Here is a 19144-nt window from a genome sequence, read left to right on the forward strand (position 1 = left end):
CGGTGTTGGTCGATATGAGGGATCACCACTCTAACGGCGAGCCGTTCTAAGATTCTGCCGCCGCCTCTCGCTACTTCAGTAGGCGAGCTGCAGGATTGTCTTCCGCTGCGCCTGCCTGAAAATACCCAATCACGCTCGCCACGGAACGATGCTCGGTCATCGCCATCACGGCCGGGAGTGGGACGCCTTGCTTGCCGGCCTCGGTCACAAATCCCGACCGCAAGCTATGCGCCCCAAAGTCCCCCTCCAACCCCGCCAAGCGAGCCCGGCGCTTCACGATAGTGGCCACCGAGCCCGGGAGAAGGGCAGGGCCCACCCGATCCTTCCAGATCCGCCGGAAGATCGCCCCTTCGTGGATCTCTGCCGCATTAAGCCAGGCCGCGAGCGCTTCGGCACTGCGCCCCAGGATCGGCTTATCCGGCGTCGAATCCGCTTTCACCCCGGCCTGCTGGGTCTTCGAGTACTCCAGTCGATAGATATAGCCGTCATCGCCCACCTTGCGCAGGTCGCGCACGTCCGCGGCGGCGATTTCACTGCGCCGGCGTCCGCCGCTGGCGAACCCGAAGCAGAGCAGGGCACGGTCACGCAGGCCTTCGAGGCTGTCGTCGCAGGTCGCCAGCATGGCCTCCAGCTCGGGGCGCGTGATGGCCGTCTTTTTGGTCGGGCGCTCGCCGCGCTTGACTGCGGCACGGCGGGCCCGGCTCAGCAGCGTGCGGACACTGGGCAGCTCGCAGGGGTTGGCTTGGCGCTTGAGCTTGTGCGCCGTCGACAGCACGGCCACCCGCTGAACCACGGTCGAGAGCTTCAGCGGCCCGATCCTAGCCTTGAGGCCGGCGGCCACCAGTGCCTGGTCCAGCGCTGAGGGCATCTCGGTGACGAGGCCGGCCTTGTTCTTGCGCTGGATGTGATCGACCAGGAACTGGATCACCACGGCTTCATTGACCGGCAAGGTCAGTTCGACGCCATAGCGGCCTTGGTGCCAGCCGGCCCAGTAGCGCAGGGCGGTCGCGTAGCTGCGGGTGGTGTTGGCGGCCGCGGCTTCGGCGAGCAGTTCGCGCACTGCGTCGGCCGCTTGCTGGGCGAGCTGCTCCGGCAGCACCAGGCTGGCGGCTGTCGCGGCGCTGACGGGGAGTGCGTTATTGCGTTTCATACTATGTAGTGTATGTTATGACATAGGGTGCGTACTGGCGATAATCATCACTTATCACCAGTACGGAATCAACCGAGTAGGGCGCCCGCGTAGGAGGCACCTCGATGGCACGTGGCATCACCGAATCTGACGTCCACGCAGCGGCCGACGCACTGGTCGCCGCTGGCGAACGGCCGACGATCGAACGGATCCGAGCGCATCTCGGCACCGGCTCGCCCAACACCGTGACCCGGTGGTTGGAAACCTGGTGGCAGGCGTTGGGTGCTCGGCTGCAGGGGCATCAAGCGCGCCTGGCCGTGCCTGAAGCGCCGGAAGCGGTCGCCGCGCTGGCAGGGCAATGGTGGGAGCTCGCCATCGATGCCGCACGAAGGAGTCTCCATGAGTCCCTGTCGGTCGATCGGGCCACCATCGGGGCGCTGCGCGAAGAGCTCAATCAGGATCGCGAAGCGCTACAAACCGAGGCCGCAACGTTGCGCCACGCCGCTGAAACCGCCTCTCAAGCGGAGCGCGTCGCCGTAGCCCAGACCACTGAGCTGCAGCGGCTGGTGAACCAGCTCCAGACCCAAGGCCAGGACCTTGGCGCCCAGCGCGATACCGCGCTGGCGCGGGTGACGGAACTGGAGTCGACGCGCCAGGAGCTGGAGACCCGGCTCCGCCTGTGGGAGGAGAACGCTCGCGCTGAGCGCGATAACTTGGCTCAGCACGTCCGCGCGGTCGAGGACCGCACCCACGCCGAAGTCGACCGGGCGCGGCAGGAGGCCAAGGAAGCTCAGGCACAGGTCGTCGCGGCGGCCCGGGAACGCGCATCCAGCGAGGGCCAGCTTCGCGCCGCGCGCGACCGGGCCCAGGCGGAGGCCGCACAGGCCCTGCAAGACGCCGGCGTCCAACGCGCACGGGCCGACGCTCTGGAACAGCAACTGGGCAAGCTGCAGGATTTGCCGGCTGCGCTGGAAGCGTCCTGGATCCGCAGCCAACGAAAGCCCCAGCCTGGATCACGGACGCCGGGCGCCGGGAAGGCGGCCGGGGCCACCGGCAAGCGCGCTACCAAGCGCAAGCCATCCGGGTAACCTAGGGTTTCCTAATCAGACGGTACCCACGCGCGTGATTCCAGCCGACAAACTCACCCGCTTTGATGCAGCAAGCGGTCACCGACAAAGCGGCCGAGCCCGGGTTCTTCGGGCGCTGCTGGAGGCGACGGTCTATGCCCACGTGCCGCGTGATGACCACCGTGGCCGCTTGCGCTACCCACATGAGTACGCTGAGCACACGACCGAGGTGCTACAGCAATTTCTGAGCGATTAGCAGGACGTAGGTCGGTCAGATTTCACCGACCCCAACGATCAAGAGGGGTCAGAAACTTCAACGTAGGTGATCGGTGATGTCCTTAATCTCCGCCTCTGTTCGTCTTGGCCAGGCCTGCCTACCTCCTAAGAGCACAGTTTCTACGCGTGGCAAGTCGAATTTTCCGGGGAAAGAGCTCGTCAGAGGCGTACAGGTGTACCCACCGGAGTGCAGAGCGCCGTCGTTGTACCCACTTGAGTGGTCGTTCTGTACCCGAGATGTGCAGAGTCCTGACCCACTTGAGTGCGCTGAGCACCGGGAAGGTCTGTAGGCGAAGGTGCGGGAAGGTTTGTGCTGGAGAGTCTGCGCCCCTCACTTCGCATAATGCATATTATGTAACAAGACATCTGACCTACGAACCAGCGCCGCCGGTCGCACGGCTTTCTCGTTCATCCTCCAGACCGACCACCCCATTGAAATGTCCCGGCATTAAAAAGCCACCCGGCGCTGCGCCGGATGGCTCGGTGCGCCTTACCTGTCACTCAAACCCGCGGCGGATCCGTCTCACGCTCGGGATGACGATGGCGGGCGACCGCTTCGATAAACGCCTTGACGCTGGACGTGAGCGATTCCTCCGCGCCAACCAGGATTCCCGGATCCGGGCTTCCGTCGACGAGCGTGACCGGGATGCCCGCGCCATCGAGCAAGGAGCGCGAAGCGCCCAGCGCAAGGATCGTCTTGCCGTGACGGTACTGGTCCTTGATGAACTCGGCCGTGTGGCCATCGCGGGCCAACGCGGCGATGCCTGCCTCGCCTGCCGGCAACACCAAAGCGTCGAACAGGACCGAGGGTTCGTTCTCCATCGACGCATCCGCGTCCAGGGCGTCGCCCGTCGCCGGCTTGACCGGACCGATCCGGCTGCCCACGAGCCGCGGCACCGCACCAGCCGCAAGCAGCGCCGCCTGGATGCTGGCAACGGCCTCGCCGTCCACGCCATCGGCGACCAGCAGTGCGATCTTTCGCGTCCGGATGCCGCCATCGCCGGGCCGTGCCAACAACGACAATGCGGGTGAACGGGTGATTTCCGGGGCCGGCGGATTGGCCAGTGCACGGGGCATCGGCTCCGGAAGCGCCATGCCAAGCCCTTGGGCGACCTGCGCGGCCAGCGACTCGGAAACATTGCGCAGCATCGACACCATTCGTTCGCGGATCGCCGGCACGGTGCATTTGCTCAGCTCAAAGCGGAACGCGGCAGCGATGTGCGCCTGCTCGGGGGCGGATTGGCTCTCGTAAAACAGGGTTGCCTGGTTGAAATGCTCGGCAAATTTCTCCGGCTTGCCGCGCACCTCATCCTGGTGCACCGGCTCGGGAAATGGCACATAACCGGCCACGCCGGTCTGGAACGGACACCCACCGGCCAGACTGTTGGGCTCATAGGAGACCGAGCCCCGGTGGATGGCCTGGCGATGCATGCCGTCGCGCTGGTTGTTCTGCACCGGCGCGATCGGGGCATTGATCGGGATCTCGTGGAAGTTCGGTCCGCCCAGCCGGCTGAGCTGGGTATCCACGTAGGAATGGATGCGCCCGGCCAGCAACGGGTCATTGGTGAAGTCGATGCCCGGCACCACGTGCGCGCTGCAGAACGCGACCTGTTCGGTTTCGGCGAAGAAATTGTCCGGATTGCGGTTGAGGGTCATGCGTCCGATCGGTGTCACCGGCACCAGTTCCTCGGGCACGATCTTGGTCGAGTCGAGCACGTCGAAGCTGTACTTCTCCGCATCCTCCTCGCTGAAGATCTGCACGCCCAGTTCCCATGACGGGTACTCCCCCGCTTCGATCGCATCCCACAGGTCGCGCCGGTTGAAGTCCGGGTCTGCGCCGCCGATCTTGACCGCCTCGTCCCAGACCAGTGAATGCGTTCCCAGGATCGGGTTCCAGTGGAACTTGACGAACACGGACGCCCCTTCCGCGTTGACGAACCGGAAGGTATGCACGCCAAAGCCCTGCATCATGCGGAAGCTGCGCGGAATCGCGCGGTCCGACATCAGCCACATAATCGTGTGGATGGACTCGGGCATCAGGCCGATGAAGTCCCAGAACGTGTTGTGGGCGGACGCCGCCTGCGGCATCGCGTGGTGCGGCTCGGGCTTGACCGCGTGGACCAGGTCCGGGAACTTCATCGCGTCCTGGATGAAAAACACCGGCATGTTGTTGCCGACCAGATCCCAGTTGCCCTCGTCGGTGTAGAACTTGACCGCGAAGCCGCGCACGTCACGTGGGGTGTCCTTGGAGCCGCGCTCGCCCGCCACCGTGGAAAAACGCACGAAGACCGGCGTGATCTTGCCGGCCTCCTGGAACGGCGCCGCCCGCGTGAGCTTGGTCAGTGGCTCATAGCACTCGAAGATGCCGTGGGCACCGGATCCGCGCGCATGCACTACGCGTTCCGGGATGCGTTCGTGGTCGAAGTGGGTGAGCTTTTCGCGCAGGATGAAGTCCTTCAGCAGGGCCGGTCCACGTAGCCCGGCCTTCAGGGAATTCTGGTTGTCGGCGACCCCTACTCCCTGGTTGGTCGTCAGCGGTTGGCCAGTCGCATCCACGCGGACGCGGTCGAGCGGATCGACGGTAGGGTTCCTGCCTGCCGTGGCGGCGCGCCCGGTCTTGTCGGAGTGGTTGGTCTCGGCCAGCGTGCTGGCACCGACCAGCGCGGACGCGGGAGGATGGTGGGCTCCTTCGCTGGGCGCGCGGGCGTTGTCGTGGCCGTATTCGGCGGGCTTGGTCGGGTTGTAGGGCATGGCCGCGACGGTGGAGTTGATGTCGGCGGCCTGCTGCGCCGGCGCATCGTCGATGTCACCCGGAGGTGGCGCTGCGGGCCCGCTGTCGGACGCGCGTGCGGCGGCCTTGGCAGCCGTGCCGCTCTTCTTGCTGCCATTGGACGGTGGGCGTTTGGAAGTCGGCATGGTGCTCTCGCGGCGTGGTCTGGAACGGGAAACGTAAGGCCGCGAAGGTGAAACCCGCATCAAATACGGGTCAGCCTGCCGACCAGCGCGACAGGTCCTGCTGGACGGAGTTGATGCCCTCCCAGGGGTCCTTGCGCCTGCGCCGCAGACGCGGCGGTACGCTGCGCAGATCGAACTCGTTGCCGGCCTTGAGCGACCCCAGTTGCGCCCATGTCAGTGGCAAGGCGACCGGCGCTCCCTCCCGGGCCCGCAGCGAGTAACTGGCGATCGCCGTCGCGCCGCGACTGTTGCGCAGGTAATCGATGAAGATCTTGCCCGGACGCAATTTCAAGGTTGAAACCGCAATGAAGCGCTCGGGCTCGGACTCGGCCAGGGCATCGGCAAACCCGTGCGCGAAGTGCTTGACCAGCTCCCACTCGCACCCCGGATTCAGCGGTACCACCACGTGCAGCCCCTTGCCGCCGGTGGTGCGCAGGAAACTTACCAGCCCGGCTTGTTGCAGCAGCTTGCGAACGTCGCGGGCGGCCTGCTTGACCTCGGCAAACGGGACGTCAGGGCCCGGATCGAGATCGAAAACCACCCGGTTGGCCACGTCCGGGTTGTCGGCGAACGATCCCCAGGGGTGGAACTCCAGGGCGTTGAACTGGACCAGTTCCATCAACCCGGCGGCATCGCGGACCACCAGGTAGTTGGCGTTGGTGCCCGCTTCCTCCTTCAGGCGGACCAGGTCCACGCGCTCCATGCCCGCGGTGTGGTGTTTCTGGAAGAAGCACGCCTTGGCGGTCCCGGACGGGCACCGGATCACCGACAGCGGCCGATTGATGACCTCCGGCAGCAGGTAGTCCATGACCTGCTCGTAGTACGCCGCAACGTCGGCCTTGGTGATGCGCGCGTCGGGATAGATCAGCTTGGTCGGGCTGCTGATTTTGACCGGCTCGGCGGACGGCTTGGGGGCGGACTTGTCGCTGCTCATCAGGTCACCGGGATCCTTGTCCAGTCGAATGGTCTTCAACGAAGGCTGCCGCAGCAGGCCCTGGCCGCTGATGCCCCGCAGGTAGACCTCGGCGACAAACAGCGGGTTGAACCAGGTCGCCGCGCGCAGCGGCCCCTTCTGGCTCGCCGGCACCTCCACGGTGGGCGTCGCACTGCCGGCGTTGCCGATATGGGCACTGATCTCGTCGAGCTGGCGGTCGCTGAAACCGCTGCCCACGCGACCGGCGTAGGACCAGCCCCCTGCTCCGTCGGGGCTCGCCAGCAAAAGCGCGCCAAAGCCCTTGCGCGAGCCCTTGGGGGGCAGCGTCCCAACCACGGCGAACTCGTCACTCTGGATCGATTTGGTCTTGCGCCAGTCGTCGCCGCGACCGGGGTGATAGACGCCGTCGGCGCGCTTGGAAATGATGCCTTCGAAGTGCTGTTCGCCGGCCAGGGCAAATGCGGCGGCACCATCGACCGGGATGTGCGAGCTGTACGCCAGCGACGGCGGAGCGTCGGCCAGCACGGCTTCCAGCAAACGCTTGCGCTCCAGCAGCGGCGCCCGGTCAATGGCGATCCCGTCTAGGTGCAACAGGTCGAACAGGACGTAGCTCAGGGCGCCCTGCTGCTCTCCCGACAGCGTCGCCTGGAGGACATTGAAGTCCTGCTGGGTACCGGTGCCGGCGATCAGCTCACCGTCCAGCGCCGCACTGCGCAGCCCCAGTTGCTCCAGGGCCTGAACCACCTCGGGGACCTTCCCCGTCCACTCCAGTGCGTTGCGGGACCACAGCCGCACCCGCCCGGCGACGATGGTCGCCACCAGCCGGTAGCCGTCCCATTTGACTTCGTGCAACCAGCGCTCACCAATGGGAGGCGCATCGCCCAACTTGGCCAATTGCGGCTCGAACGCGCCACCGTCGAGCGTGGCCTTTTTCGCGCCCGGCAGTTTGGCCGCCGCCGTCGCCCATTTCTTTTTCGCCGCACGTGTTGACGTCGCGCGCGGTTCCGGAGGCGCCAGCAGGCCCTTCTTGCCCGTCTTGCCTGCACCGGCGCGTTTGACGTCGGCGGCCGGCGCGGGCGTGACATCGCCCAGAAGGTCGTCCGCCTCCAGATCGGAGGCGTAGGCGTCATCGTCCTTGAACAGCAGCCACTGCGGCTGCCGGGCCGCCTTGCCCGAACGCACCAGATGCCACCCGCCCTTGAGCTTCTCGCCGAACAGCTGGAAGCGCAGGTGGCCTTTGGCGAGCTGGGCTTCGGCGTCGTACTGCGTGCTCCACACGCCATGGTCGAACTGCGCCACGTGGCCGCCGCCGTACTCGCCCTTGGGAATTTCGCCCTCAAAGCTCGCGTAGTCGACCGGGTGGTCCTCCACCTCGACCGCCATGCGCTTGACCTTGGGGTCGTAGCTGGGGCCCTTGGGCACGGCCCAGGATTTCAGCGCATCGCCCACCTGCAGGCGGAAGTCGTAATGGCGGCGCGAGGCGTGATGGAGCTGGACGACGAAAATCGCCCGGTCACCCGGCGTCAACGGTTTACCCGGCTCGGGCTCGCGGGTCCTGTTGAACTGCCGCTTCCTGCGGTACTCGGTGAGACTCATCGATCCGCGGCGGCCTATTCCGGCCGTTTTGCCGGCACGAAGGGAGAAACGGGGTCGCTGGCGGGGAAGGTTTCCTCCAGCGCCTCGTCCTGGTTCTCGCTCTCGATCTGTTTGCGGCGCTGCCGCTCCTCCGGCGTCTCGTCCCTTGCCGGCGGCTCATCCGGCGGCGGCGGGTCCTTGCGGTCACGGCTGTTGTGCTGGCTCATGGTCCTGTCCACGGTGCGGGACTTCAAAGATGGATTGCCGCGCGCATACGCAACGTGATGCGGGGAATGACGGAGAAAGGCTCAGCCGGCCGCGGCATGGACGCCCATCGTCAGCTGCAATCGATGCTCCTTTCCGTCGTCGCGCAACGGGATCCGCGGGGCCGGACCGGTCCAGCGGATCGGGGCCCCGTCCAGGGTGGCGTCGTGAATTCCGCGCGTCGCTCCCTCGGGGTTGTCCACCTGGATGCGGTAGCGGGAAGCGCCGTGGCGGTAGAGGATGCTGAAGCCGGGCCAGGTGGCGGGAATGCAGGGGTCCAGCAGCAGATGGTCGCCGCTGAGGTGGAACCCCAGCAGCGCCTCGACGCCTGCGCGGTAGAGCCAGGCGGCCGAGCCGGTGTACCAGGTCCAGCCACCCCGCCCCGCCAGCGCGCCCACCGAGTAGACATCGGCGCAGGACACGTAGGGCTCCACGACAAAGTGTTCCGCTGCCGGTGGCGAACTGGAGTGCGTGATCGGGTTGAAATAGTCGAACAGTTCCCAGGCCCTGCTGCCCTCGCCCAGGCCCGCCCAGGCGAAGATCGACCAGATGCAGCCGTGCGTGTACTGCCCGCCGTTCTCGCGCACCCCGGGTGGGTAGGCCTTGATGTAGCCCGGGTCGTGCGGACCGTTCTCAAAAGGCGGGGTCAGCAGCCGCGCCAGGCGGTGTTGGTGATCGACCAGTTCGCGCTCGGTGGACTCCATGGCCTGGCGCCGGCGCTCGGGATCTCCGGCCGCCGACATGACCGCCCAGGACTGGGCAATGCTGTCGATGCGGCATTCAGGCTGCTGCGCGCTGCCCAGCGGGGTGCCGTCATCGTAATAGCCGCGGCGGTACCAGGCGCCGTCCCAACCGGCGCCTTCCATCGCCGACTTCACCGTGGCGGCGGTCCGATCCCAGCGATCGGCGCGCTGGTGATCGCCACGTGACCGGGCGATCGGCCCCAGCCGCGCGATGACGTCCAGCAGAAACCAGCCGAGCCAGACGCTCTCGCCGCAGCCCTGCGCCCCGACCCGGTTCATTCCGTCGTTCCAGTCGCCGGTGCCCATCAGCGGCAGGCGATGCGGGCCCAGTGCCAGCGACACATCGACGGCGCGCGCGCAATGTTCGTAGATGCTCCCCGTTGTGGCCGAAATGGTCGGCGTGAAAAAGGCGTCGGTCTGGCCGTCTTCCAGCGTAGGGCCCTCAAGGAAGGCGGCGTGCGCATCGAGCAGCTGTACATCCCCGGTCACCGTCACATAGTGCAGCGCCGAATACGGCAGCCAGAGCCGGTCGTCGCTCATCCGGGTGCGGATGCCCTTCCCGCTCGGCGGCAACCACCAGTGCTGCACGTCGCCTTCGAGGAACTGGCGCGAGGCGGCGCGCAGGAGATGCTCGCGGGCGACCTCGGGGCAGGCGATGCAAAGCGCCCTGACGTCCTGCAACTGGTCGCGGAACCCGTACGCGCCGCTGGCCTGGTAGTACGCCGTGCGCGCCCACATCCGGCACGAGAGGACCTGGTAGAGCAGCCAGTGGTTGAGCAGCAGGTTCATCGCCGGATCCGGCGTGTTGACCTGGAGCGTTGCGGTGACATCGTCCCAGCGGTTGCGGATCGCGTCCATGACAGCGTCCAGGTCCAGGCCGCGGGCGTGCTGCACCAACGCGCTGGCCGCATCCGTGGACTCCGCATCGCCGATCAGGAAACGCAGCTCGCCGGTCGCGTCCGGCTCGATTTCCAGTAGCGATTGCAACGCGGCGCAGGGATCGCGACCCGCGCCGCACCAGTTGGACAGCGGGAGGGCTCCGTGCAGGGAGGCCGGTCGTTGGAGCGAGCCATGCATGCCCAGGAACTCGCCCCGGTCGCAGGTGAAACACCGCATGCCCTCGCCGATGTCGGCAAAGGCCACCCGCCCGGCGAAGTCCGCGCGCCAGCGGTTCACCGCAAACACGGCCGAGGTCTGTGGATCCTGCGAGGTGACCACCTGCGGACCGGGAACGCTGCCGTTGGGTCCCAGCGCCCATTGCAGGTAGGCGGTCACCACAATGGCGCGGGCTCGACCGGAGCGGTTGCGGATCCGCAGGCGGGAGACCTTCACCCCATGGTCGGGTGGGAGCAGCTGCAGCAGTTCGATTTCCAGCCCGTCGCATTGATGCGACCAACTGGACCAGCCGCGCCCATGGCGGGTGATGCGCTTCGTACCGGGCCCGGGCAGTGGCAACGGGGTCGCGCTCCACAGCGCCCCACTGTCGCGGTCACTCAGATAGACGACCTCGCAGGGCTCATCAGTGACGGGATCGTTGGGCCATGGGGTGAGCGGATTCTGCTGGCTGTTGCAGGAGAATGTGTGCCCGCCGCCCTCGCCGGTAGTGATGAAGCCGGCGACCGGATTGGCGACGACGTTGCTCCACGGCGCCGGCGTGCACCGGTGGCCATCTGCACGGATGACATATTCGTCACCGCCGGGTGAGAAACCGCCGTATCCATTGTCGAACTGCAGCGCCAGATCGTCGCCGGTCCCCGGGTGTGGCGGCGCTGCGGGAACCACGTTCCGCGCTGGCGCATCCTCGGCTGCGGTCTCGACCCGCCCTGCCATTGTCGTGCTGCCCGGGGAATCGCCGCCCACCTCGGTCGACGAGGGCCACTCCCCGGCCGGCAATATCACGCGCGCCGCGCCGATCAGGCCGTCGCGCAGGCCCGGGTCGATCTGCTCCACGTCGACAAAGAACGCCTCTGCCTTCGCCGCTTCCGGATCGGCGCCGAGTGCGCGCTTCTGCGCTTCCACCAGCCGGGCGAGCGACTGGCCTGGCGCGGCTCCGCCAACGGCATTCCGGTGCCCCAGCACCACCACATCCACGCCCAGACCCATCGATTGCCAGTAGCGCTGGACCCGCAGCAGTTCACTCGTGGCAGTTGCGGTCGGGTGCTCGTCCGCGATCACCAGCACGATGGGACGGTCGCCGGAAATCCCACCGGCCCAGAGCTGCGGCGCGCCGCCGACGGCGCTGGCGATCGCGTCCGGCGAGGCGCGCCACGCGGGGTTGGAAACCATCAGGGCGGCGAGCAATTGCGAATAACGCGCCGCGCACGTCTCGTCCAGCTCGAACTGCGTCCGTCGGGCGGCCGCGGCGGCGCGCGCCTGCTGGATGACCGCGCCGCAGTGCTCCGCGGACGCCAGCGACCTCGCCAGTGCGAGGACGTTTTCACGCGAGTCGGCCACGCAATTCCAGAACGCGATCCTTACGGTGGCGCCGGGCGCCACGCGGACGCGACGACGCAGACTGATGACCGCGTCCAGCACGTCACCGGCGTTTTCGCCCAGCACTTCGCCGTTGCGCAACTGGCAGCCGTCCTGCAGCGGCCGGCCACGCCCGAGGAACCGGCGGCGATCGGTCTCGTATTCGCAGGTGTCCGAAGGCTGGCCCTCCACGCGGGCCACCTGCGCGACCCAGGTTTCATGCTCCTCGGGCGACTGGCGCCGCCGGGTGGCCAGCAGGACCCCGCCCTCGGCCACCCATTCGGTACGCACGAACAGCTTGGAAAAGGCCGGGTGCGCGGCGTCGGCAGTCAGCAAGCCCAGCACCGGCTCGCTGTAGGAGGTCACCTCGAGCACGCGCGGACGCAGGTCCCGGTTGGTGATGGTGAGGTGGCGCAGCTCGGCATCGCGATCGACAGCGACGACGACGCTCAGGCGGGTTTCCAGCAACTGCGAGATCCGCCTGCTGGAGAACACCCCACAGCCGGCGTCGATATCGATGCCGCCCGGAACGTGGGGCATCGGCTGCCTGGTGGATGACCAGAGCGCTCCACCGTCCACGTCGCGCAGCAACAGGTAACTGCCCCAGGCGTCACGGGTCGGGTCCTCGCGCCAGCGCGTCAAGGCCCGGCCGCACCAACGGCTCCACCCCGAGCCGGCATCGGTCAGCAGGGTGGTGTAGCGGCCGTTCGACAGCAGGTGCGCGCGCTGCACGGCAATCGTGGCGACGTTCGACACGGAGATGCCCGTTCCATCAGACAGCATGGAAACCTGATGCTACTCCCGGCCCGTTACGCCGCCTTGAAGGCCTTTTCGATACCTTGCGCTTACCGAGGCGGACGGGTGCCACCGTGACCGACGAGCAACTGATCGACCGGCTGCAGCACGCCGCATTCGACTACTTTCCCGGTGCGTTCAATCCAGCCAACGGACTGGTGGCCGACACCACCCGCCCGGGCGCGCCCTGCAGCATCGCGGTGGTCGGCTTCGCCCTCTCCACCTACCCCGTCGCCGTGGAACGCGGCTGGATCGGCCGGACCGAAGCGCTGCAGCGTGCGCTCGCCACACTGCGCTTCTTTCATGGCAGCGACCAAAGTGGCGCGGCCGACGCCACCGGCCACAAGGGCTTCTATTACCACTTCCTGGACATGGAAACGGGCAGGCGAACATGGCGCTGCGAGCTGTCGACGATCGACACGGCCCTGCTCATCGCCGGCGTCCTGCTCGCAGCGCGGTATTTCAACCGCGACCACCGCGATGAGCGTGAATTGCGTTTTCTGGCCGAGGCCCTGTACCTGCGGGTGGACTGGGACTGGGCGTGCGCGGGGCGCGCGACCATCCGCCAGGGCTGGAAACCGGAGTGCGGATTCCTGCATTACGGATGGGACGGCTACGACGAAGGCATCCTGCTGTATGTGCTGGCTGCCGGCTCGCCGACCCACCCCATCGAGACCGCGAAGTACACGGCCTGGACGGCCACCTACCAGTGGGAAAACCTGTACGGCGAGGAGTTCCTCTACGCCGGCCCGCTGTTCGTGCACCTGTTCTCGCACGCGTGGATCGATTTTCGCGGGATCCGCGACGCCTTCATGCGCCGCAAGCGCAGCGACTACTTCAAAAACACCCGTCGCGCCATCGCCGTGCAACGTGAATATGCATGGCGCAATCCCCGGGGATTTGCCGGCTACACCCGCGATTGCTGGGGTCTCACCGCGTGCGACGGTCCCGACGAGGGGACGCCCGAGCTGGCGAGCCACCTGGGGCGGTTATACGGCTACGCGGCCCGCGGAGTTCCCTATGGCCCCGATGACGGCACCTTGAGTGCCTGGCTCGGCCTGTCCTGCCTGCCGTTTGATCCGGAAGCGGGACTCGCTGCCACCCACGCCGTGCTGCAACGCTACCCGCAAACCCTGCACGACGGTCGTTTCGCCAGTGCCTTCAACCCGTCGCTGGCCGGGAGCGACGGTGAGCCCTGGGTGTCGGCGGGTACGTTCGGGCTGGACCAGGGCCTGTTGGTGATGATGGTGGAGAACCACCGCACCGGCCTGATCTGGGAGCTGATGCGCGGATGCCCCTATCTGCGCAGCGGATTGAAGAACGCCGGTTTCGGCGAAGGTTGGCTGCAATGAACGATCCCGACCATGGCAACGCGCTGCTGCCTGCAGAGCTGGATCGGCATGAGGAAGAACGTCTGGGCAACGTGCGGCCGCCGGGCTGGTGCAATCCGCGACCGACCGGGCGGTACGACCTGGCGATCCTGGGAGGCGGGACGGCCGGGCTGACCGCTGCGGCCGAGGCACGCTCGCGCGGGGCGCGGGTCGCGCTGATCGAATCCGGGCTGCTCGGCGGCACCTGTCTCAACACCGGCTGCGTCCCGTCCAAGTCCTTGGTTCACAGCGCCAGGACCGTGGATGGGTGGCGCGACGCCGCCATACACGGCAACGGTCCTGCAGCGGCCGAGCGCGTCGACTTTGCCAGCGTGATGGAGCGCATGCGCGCCACCCGCGCGCGGATCAGCCGCGGTGACGCGGCGGCGCGTCTGTCGGCCCAGGGCACGGATGTCTTCTTCGGGCAGGCCCGGTTTACGGCCAACGACACGCTCGAGGTGGCGGGAACCCCATTGCAGTTTTCCAAGGCACTGGTGGCGACCGGTGCGCAGCCGCTTATTCCGTCGATTCCGGGGCTGGCCGAGTGCGGGTTCCTGACCAGTGACACCGTGTTCGAGCTGACTGCCCTGCCACCGCGCATCCTGGTCATCGGCGGCGGGCCGCTGGGCTGCGAGATGGCCCAGGCGCTGTGCCGCTTCGGCGCCCGCACCACCATCGTGCAGGACTGGCCGCTCTTCCTGCCGCGCGAAGAGCGCGACGCCGCACAGATCCTGTCGGGCGCCTTCGCGCGAGACGGCCTGGAAGTGCGCCTCAACACCCGCGTGGTGGATATCCGCATGGACGGCGAGCGCCGGATCGCCGAGCTGCTGAGCGACGACGACCGCAGCACCCTCGAGTTCGACGCGATTCTCACCGGCACGGGCCGTTCTCCCCGCGTGGAGGGTATGGATCTGGAGCTTGCGGGGATCCACTACGACGGCGGCCGGGGCATACACGTCGATGACTTCCTGCGCACCACCAACCCGAACGTTTTTGCCGCCGGCGACGTGTGTCTGGAGCACCGCTTCAACGACGCTGCGCGCGCATCGGCCAGGCTGGCGGTCTGCAACGCCCTGGACGGCGCTGTACAACGTCTCAGCGAGCTGGTGATTCCCTGGTGCACCTACACCGATCCGGAAATCGCCCACGTCGGCATGTACGTGCGCCAGGCCAGGGCCCGCGACATCGGTGTCCGCACGTTCACCGTCCCGATGCACACCGTCGACCGGGCGATCATCGACGGCGAGGACTGCGGCTTCGTCAAGATCCACGTGCGCGATGGCACCGCCGAGATCCTCGGGGCCACGATCGTCGCCCGCCACGCCGGCGAAATGATCAACGAGATCACCCTGGCGATGGTCGCCAAGCTGGGCCTGGATACGCTGTCACGAGTGATCCACCCTTCCCCCACCCAGTCCGAAGCCATCCGCATGGCCGCTGATGCGTTTGTGCGCAGCCAGCGTGGCCCGGCCGTCACGGGGAAATTGCGAGACTGAGGCGACTACGGAGTCACGCACTGATCGAAAACGCATTATTTGAAGAAGGAGGCGCGAGATGAAACTCGGCATGATCGGCCTGGGACGCATGGGCGCCAACATGGCCCGCCGCCTGATCCAGGGCGGCCACTCGATCGTTGGATTCGATCCGGACCCGGATGCCCGCAAGGCGCTGGAGAGCGACGGCGCGCAGACCGCGGACAGTCTCAAGGCGCTGGTCGAATCCCTGCCCGGTCCGCGCAACGTCTGGATGATGGTCCCCGCCGGCGACATTACCGAAAGTACGGTAGGTGATTTGCTGGCGCTGCTGGATTCTGGCGACACCCTCATCGACGGCGGCAACTCCAACTACAAGGACACCGTGCGGCGGGCCAAATCGCTGGCCGAGCACGACATGCATTACGTGGACTGCGGCACCAGCGGCGGTGTCTGGGGGCTGGCGGAAGGCTACAGCCTCATGATCGGCGGGGAACCGGCCCCGGTGGAGGCGCTGCGCCCGGTGTTCGAGACCCTCGCTCCGGCGACGGACCAGGGCTGGGGCCACGTCGGCCCACCCGGCGCCGGCCACTTCACCAAGATGGTCCACAACGGCATCGAATACGGAATGATGCAGGCCTACGCGGAAGGCTTCGCGATCCTTCAGCACAAGCAGGAATTCTCCTTGGACCTGCATCAGGTCGCCGAGATCTGGCGCAACGGCAGCGTGGTGCGCTCGTGGTTGCTGGACCTCACCGCCCGCGCCCTGGACGAAAACCCGACTATGGACGGGATCGCCCCGTGGGTGGACGACTCGGGCGAAGGCCGATGGACGGTGGCGGAGGCGATCGATCTGGACGTCTCTGCCCCGGTGATCACCTTGGCCTTGCTGGAGCGGCTGCGTTCGCGTGACAACGACTCCTACTCCGACAAGCTGCTGGCGGCGATGCGCAACCAATTCGGCGGGCACGCGATCAAGAAGGAGTGACGCTCAAAGCGCGCGGTGCGCGGGGCTCCCTCAGGCGCCGCGTTTGCGCGCCATCCTCGGCCAGTACTGGAACTCATCGGCGTAGACCTCCGCATCCACTTCCATGACCCGTGCCTGCAGGCGTTCCTGGACATCGGCGACGGCCTGGTTGTAGATCGCCGGGCCTATGTCCTCGATGAAGAAATCCAGCAGCATGTCCGCGGCGAGCTCACTGAGGTCCTCGTCCAGGTTGGCGCTGGCATAGCGCTGGATGGACTCGAGTGCCTGCTTTCGCACCGGCTCGGGAATTTTGATGGTCATGGATTCGGGTTCTCACGGCTGGCGCGTCGCGCCGGGCGTGCCATGGTCGACCAGAGCGGCGCCGACGTCGAGACATGGCGGCATTCCGTTCGGAGCGCGGACAGAAGCAACACGCCTCTCGAAAGAACAAATCGGTGCCGGCGTTACACTGGCACCCCACACCGCCGTCGCTCGATGCGCCCGAAGCCATGCGTAATCCCCTGCAGGACCAGTTGCTGAAAGCCGGCCTGGTCAAGAAGAACAAGGTCACCCAGGTCGTCCGCGAACAGAACAGGAAGCGGCACGGCAAGGGCTCGTCCAACGCAGCGCCCGAGCCCGACGCGGTGGATGCCCAGCAACTGCTCGCCGAGCGCGCCGAACGCGACCGCGCGCTGGCGGCCGAACGCAACGCGCAGGCGCGGGCCAACGAGCTGAAGGCGCAGGTGCGCCAGATCGTGGAGATGCATCGGGTCAAGCGCGAGGGCGAGATCGACTACCGCTTCACCGACGGCAAGGCCATCCGCAGCGTGTTGGTCAGCGACGTGTTGCGCGCCCAGCTCGCCAAGGGCGCGCTGGTAATCGTGCGCCACGGCGACAGCCATGAGCTGGTGCCGCGTGCGGCCGCGGAAAAGATCCGCGAGCGTGATCCGGAGGCGATCGTGCTCGACCACGGCCGCAGCGATGATGGCTCCGGCGATGCCAGCGAGGACGATGATTTCTACAGCCAGTTCAAGGTGCCCGACGACCTGGTCTGGTAATCACTCCAGCGCCGCTCAGCCCAGCAGCGCCCTCGCCCGCTTGACCACGTTGTCGACCGTGAATCCGTAGGCGTCAGCCAGCGCCTGCATCGGCGCGGACGCGCCAAAGCGGTCGACCGACAGCACATCGCCGCCGTCGCCGACCCAGCGATGCCAGCCCTGCGCGCTTCCGGCCTCGACCGCCAGCCGCGCAGTGGCCGCAGGCTGCAGCACCGAGTCGCGGTAGTCGCGCGGCTGCGCCTCGAACAGGTCCCAGCTCGGCATGGAAACGCACCGGACGCTGACGCCGTCGCGCCGCAGCCTTCCTGCGGCCTCCACGATCAGGCTGACCTCAGATCCGCTGGCGATCAGGATGATCTGCGGCGAGTCGTCGGCGTCGGCATCGAGCACGTAGGCGCCCTGCCTCAGGCCCTCGGCCGCGGCGTAGACCTCCCGGTCCAGCGTGGGCAGATCCTGCCGGGTCAGGATGAGCATCACCGGCCGGTCGCGCGTCTCCACCGCGACGCGCCAGGCGACGGCGGTCTCGTTCGCATCGGCCGGGCGAATCACGCTGAGCCGCGGGATTGCCCGCAAGCTGGCGAGCTGTTCGACGGGCTGGTGGGTCGGGCCGTCCTCGCCGAGCATGATGCTGTCGTGGGTGAACACGTGGATCAGATGCAGGCCCATCAGTGCGGCGAGGCGTATCGGCGGGCGCATGTAATCGGAGAAGACGAGAAAGGTTGCCCCGTACGGGATGAAGCCCCCGTGGGCCGCCATGCCGTTGACGATCGCGCCCATCGCGTGTTCGCGAACGCCGAAATGCAGGTTGCGGCCGGCCAGGCTCCAGCCACCTCCGTCGGAGCCCTGCGGGTCTTCGCCCGCGTCCAGCGGCGGATTGAAGTCGCCCATTCCCTTCAGGGCGGTCTTGGTGGAGGGATCCAGGTCGGCGGAACCGCCCGACAGTTCCGGCAATTTGGGCGCGAGCGCGTTCATTACCTTGCCGCTGGCAACGCGGGTCGCCATCCCCTTTGCATTGGCCGGAAAAATGGGGATGTCGGCATCCCAGCCGCTCGGGAGCACGCCCTCCAGGCGCCGGCGGAGTTCCGCCGCCAGCTCGGGATGGGCGTCGGCGTACGCCTGCATCCGGTGGTTCCAGGCGTCTTCCTGGTCGGCGCCCTTCCCCACCGCGGTCTGCATGGTGGAGAGCGCCTCGTCGGGAACCCGGAACGCCGGCTCCACCGGCCAGCCCAGGCTCTGCTTGGTCAGGCGCACCTCCTCCTCGCCGAGCGGCGAGCCGTGGGCCTCGAAGCTGTCCTGCTTGGGCGAGCCGTAACCGATGTGGGTGCGGACCAGGATCAGTGACGGCCGGGCGGATTCATCGGCGGCCGCGCGGATTGCCGCGTCGATGGCCGACAGGTCATTGCCATCCTCGACCCACTGCGTGTGCCAGCCGTACGCGCGGAAGCGCGCTTCGCAATCCTCGGTAAAGGCGATGTCCGTGGCCGCGGACAGGGTCACGTAGTTGGCGTCGTACAGGCAGGTCAGCTTGCCCAGCTGCAGGTGGCCGGCGAGCGACGCGGCCTCGGAGGCGACGCCTTCCATCAGGTCGCCATCGCTGGCCAGCACCCAGGTTCGATGGTCGACGAGCTTGTGCCCGGGCCGGTTGTAGCGGGCCGCGAGCTGCGCCTCGGCCATTGCCATCCCGACCGCGTTGGCGAAGCCCTGCCCAAGCGGGCCGGTGGTGAGCTCGACGCCAGGCGTGTGCCCGCGCTCGGGATGGCCCGGCGCCCGGCTGCCCCATTGGCGGAACTGCTTGATGTCCTCCAAAGAGAGGTCGAAGCCGCTCAGGTACAGCAAGCTGTAGAGCAAGGCCGAACCGTGCCCGGCCGAGAGGACGAACCGGTCGCGGTCGGCCCAGTCGGGGTTGCGCGGATTGACCTTCAGCCAGCGCGACCACAGCACGTAGGCCATCGGCGCGGCGTCGAGCGGAAGACCGGGGTGTCCGCTGTCGGCCTTCTGCACCATGTCCACGGACAGGAAACGAAGGGTGTCGATACAGAGCTGGTCGATTCGCGCGGACATGCTGTT

Annotated in this window: 12 protein-coding genes; 5 read left to right on the forward strand and 7 right to left on the reverse strand. The window is 67.2% G+C overall.

Annotated elements, in window-relative coordinates; all coding sequences use genetic code 11:
• Positions 1-70: 70 nt before the first annotated feature.
• Positions 71-1150: a site-specific integrase gene (locus tag INQ41_RS07085; RefSeq protein WP_193983121.1), complete on the reverse strand. Its 1080-nt coding sequence runs from the start codon at positions 1148-1150 to the stop codon at positions 71-73.
• Between the two features lie 104 nt (positions 1151-1254).
• Here INQ41_RS07085 and INQ41_RS07090 point away from each other — a divergent pair, with 104 nt between their 5' ends.
• Complete coding sequence (locus INQ41_RS07090; RefSeq protein ID WP_084105494.1) at positions 1255-2217, forward strand: DNA-binding protein; 963 nt, start codon at positions 1255-1257, stop codon at positions 2215-2217.
• Between the two features lie 756 nt (positions 2218-2973).
• Here INQ41_RS07090 and INQ41_RS07095 read toward each other — a convergent pair.
• From INQ41_RS07095 to INQ41_RS07110, 4 genes are all read right to left on the reverse strand, one after another.
• Positions 2974-5388 carry a catalase gene (locus INQ41_RS07095; protein ID WP_193983123.1) on the reverse strand — a complete coding sequence of 805 codons (2415 nt, stop codon included), beginning with the start codon at positions 5386-5388 and terminating at the stop codon, positions 2974-2976.
• A gap of 70 nt (positions 5389-5458) precedes the next feature.
• On the reverse strand, positions 5459-7957 hold the full coding sequence (gene ligD, locus INQ41_RS07100; RefSeq protein WP_193983125.1) for a DNA ligase D: 2499 nt from the start codon (positions 7955-7957) through the stop codon (positions 5459-5461).
• 14 nt (positions 7958-7971) lie between these two features.
• Positions 7972-8163, reverse strand: coding sequence for a hypothetical protein (locus INQ41_RS07105; protein WP_193983127.1), 192 nt, complete (start codon positions 8161-8163; stop codon positions 7972-7974).
• An 81-nt stretch (positions 8164-8244) separates the two neighbouring features.
• Complete coding sequence (locus INQ41_RS07110) at positions 8245-12198, reverse strand: GH36-type glycosyl hydrolase domain-containing protein (protein ID WP_193983129.1); 3954 nt, start codon at positions 12196-12198, stop codon at positions 8245-8247.
• Between the two features lie 86 nt (positions 12199-12284).
• Here INQ41_RS07110 and INQ41_RS07115 point away from each other — a divergent pair, with 86 nt between their 5' ends.
• Genes INQ41_RS07115 through gnd form a run of 3 tightly spaced genes read left to right on the forward strand, consistent with a single transcriptional unit; the run spans position 12285 to position 16040 of the window.
• The gene (locus INQ41_RS07115) at positions 12285-13562 is read left to right on the forward strand and encodes a glucoamylase family protein (protein ID WP_228076529.1); all 1278 of its coding nucleotides are present in this window, start codon (positions 12285-12287) and stop codon (positions 13560-13562) included.
• The gene (locus INQ41_RS07120; RefSeq protein ID WP_193983133.1) at positions 13559-15076 is read left to right on the forward strand and encodes a mercuric reductase; all 1518 of its coding nucleotides are present in this window, start codon (positions 13559-13561) and stop codon (positions 15074-15076) included. Before INQ41_RS07115 ends, INQ41_RS07120 begins: the two co-directional genes overlap by 4 nt.
• A gap of 58 nt (positions 15077-15134) precedes the next feature.
• The gene (gene gnd / locus INQ41_RS07125; RefSeq protein WP_193983135.1) at positions 15135-16040 is read left to right on the forward strand and encodes a phosphogluconate dehydrogenase (NAD(+)-dependent, decarboxylating); all 906 of its coding nucleotides are present in this window, start codon (positions 15135-15137) and stop codon (positions 16038-16040) included.
• A gap of 30 nt (positions 16041-16070) precedes the next feature.
• Here the strand turns inward: gnd and INQ41_RS07130 are convergent, their stop codons facing one another.
• Positions 16071-16340 carry a DUF2164 domain-containing protein gene (locus tag INQ41_RS07130; RefSeq protein WP_193983137.1) on the reverse strand — a complete coding sequence of 90 codons (270 nt, stop codon included), beginning with the start codon at positions 16338-16340 and terminating at the stop codon, positions 16071-16073.
• Between the two features lie 188 nt (positions 16341-16528).
• Here INQ41_RS07130 and INQ41_RS07135 point away from each other — a divergent pair, with 188 nt between their 5' ends.
• Positions 16529-17077 carry a DUF2058 domain-containing protein gene (locus INQ41_RS07135; protein WP_193983139.1) on the forward strand — a complete coding sequence of 183 codons (549 nt, stop codon included), beginning with the start codon at positions 16529-16531 and terminating at the stop codon, positions 17075-17077.
• 15 nt (positions 17078-17092) lie between these two features.
• Here the strand turns inward: INQ41_RS07135 and tkt are convergent, their stop codons facing one another.
• Positions 17093-19138 (reverse strand): transketolase, encoded by a 2046-nt coding sequence (gene tkt, locus INQ41_RS07140; RefSeq protein WP_193983141.1) that lies wholly within the window; start codon positions 19136-19138, stop codon positions 17093-17095.
• Positions 19139-19144: the final 6 nt, after the last annotated feature.

The organism is Lysobacter ciconiae, assembly GCF_015209725.1.
Classification (GTDB): domain Bacteria; phylum Pseudomonadota; class Gammaproteobacteria; order Xanthomonadales; family Xanthomonadaceae; genus Novilysobacter; species Novilysobacter ciconiae.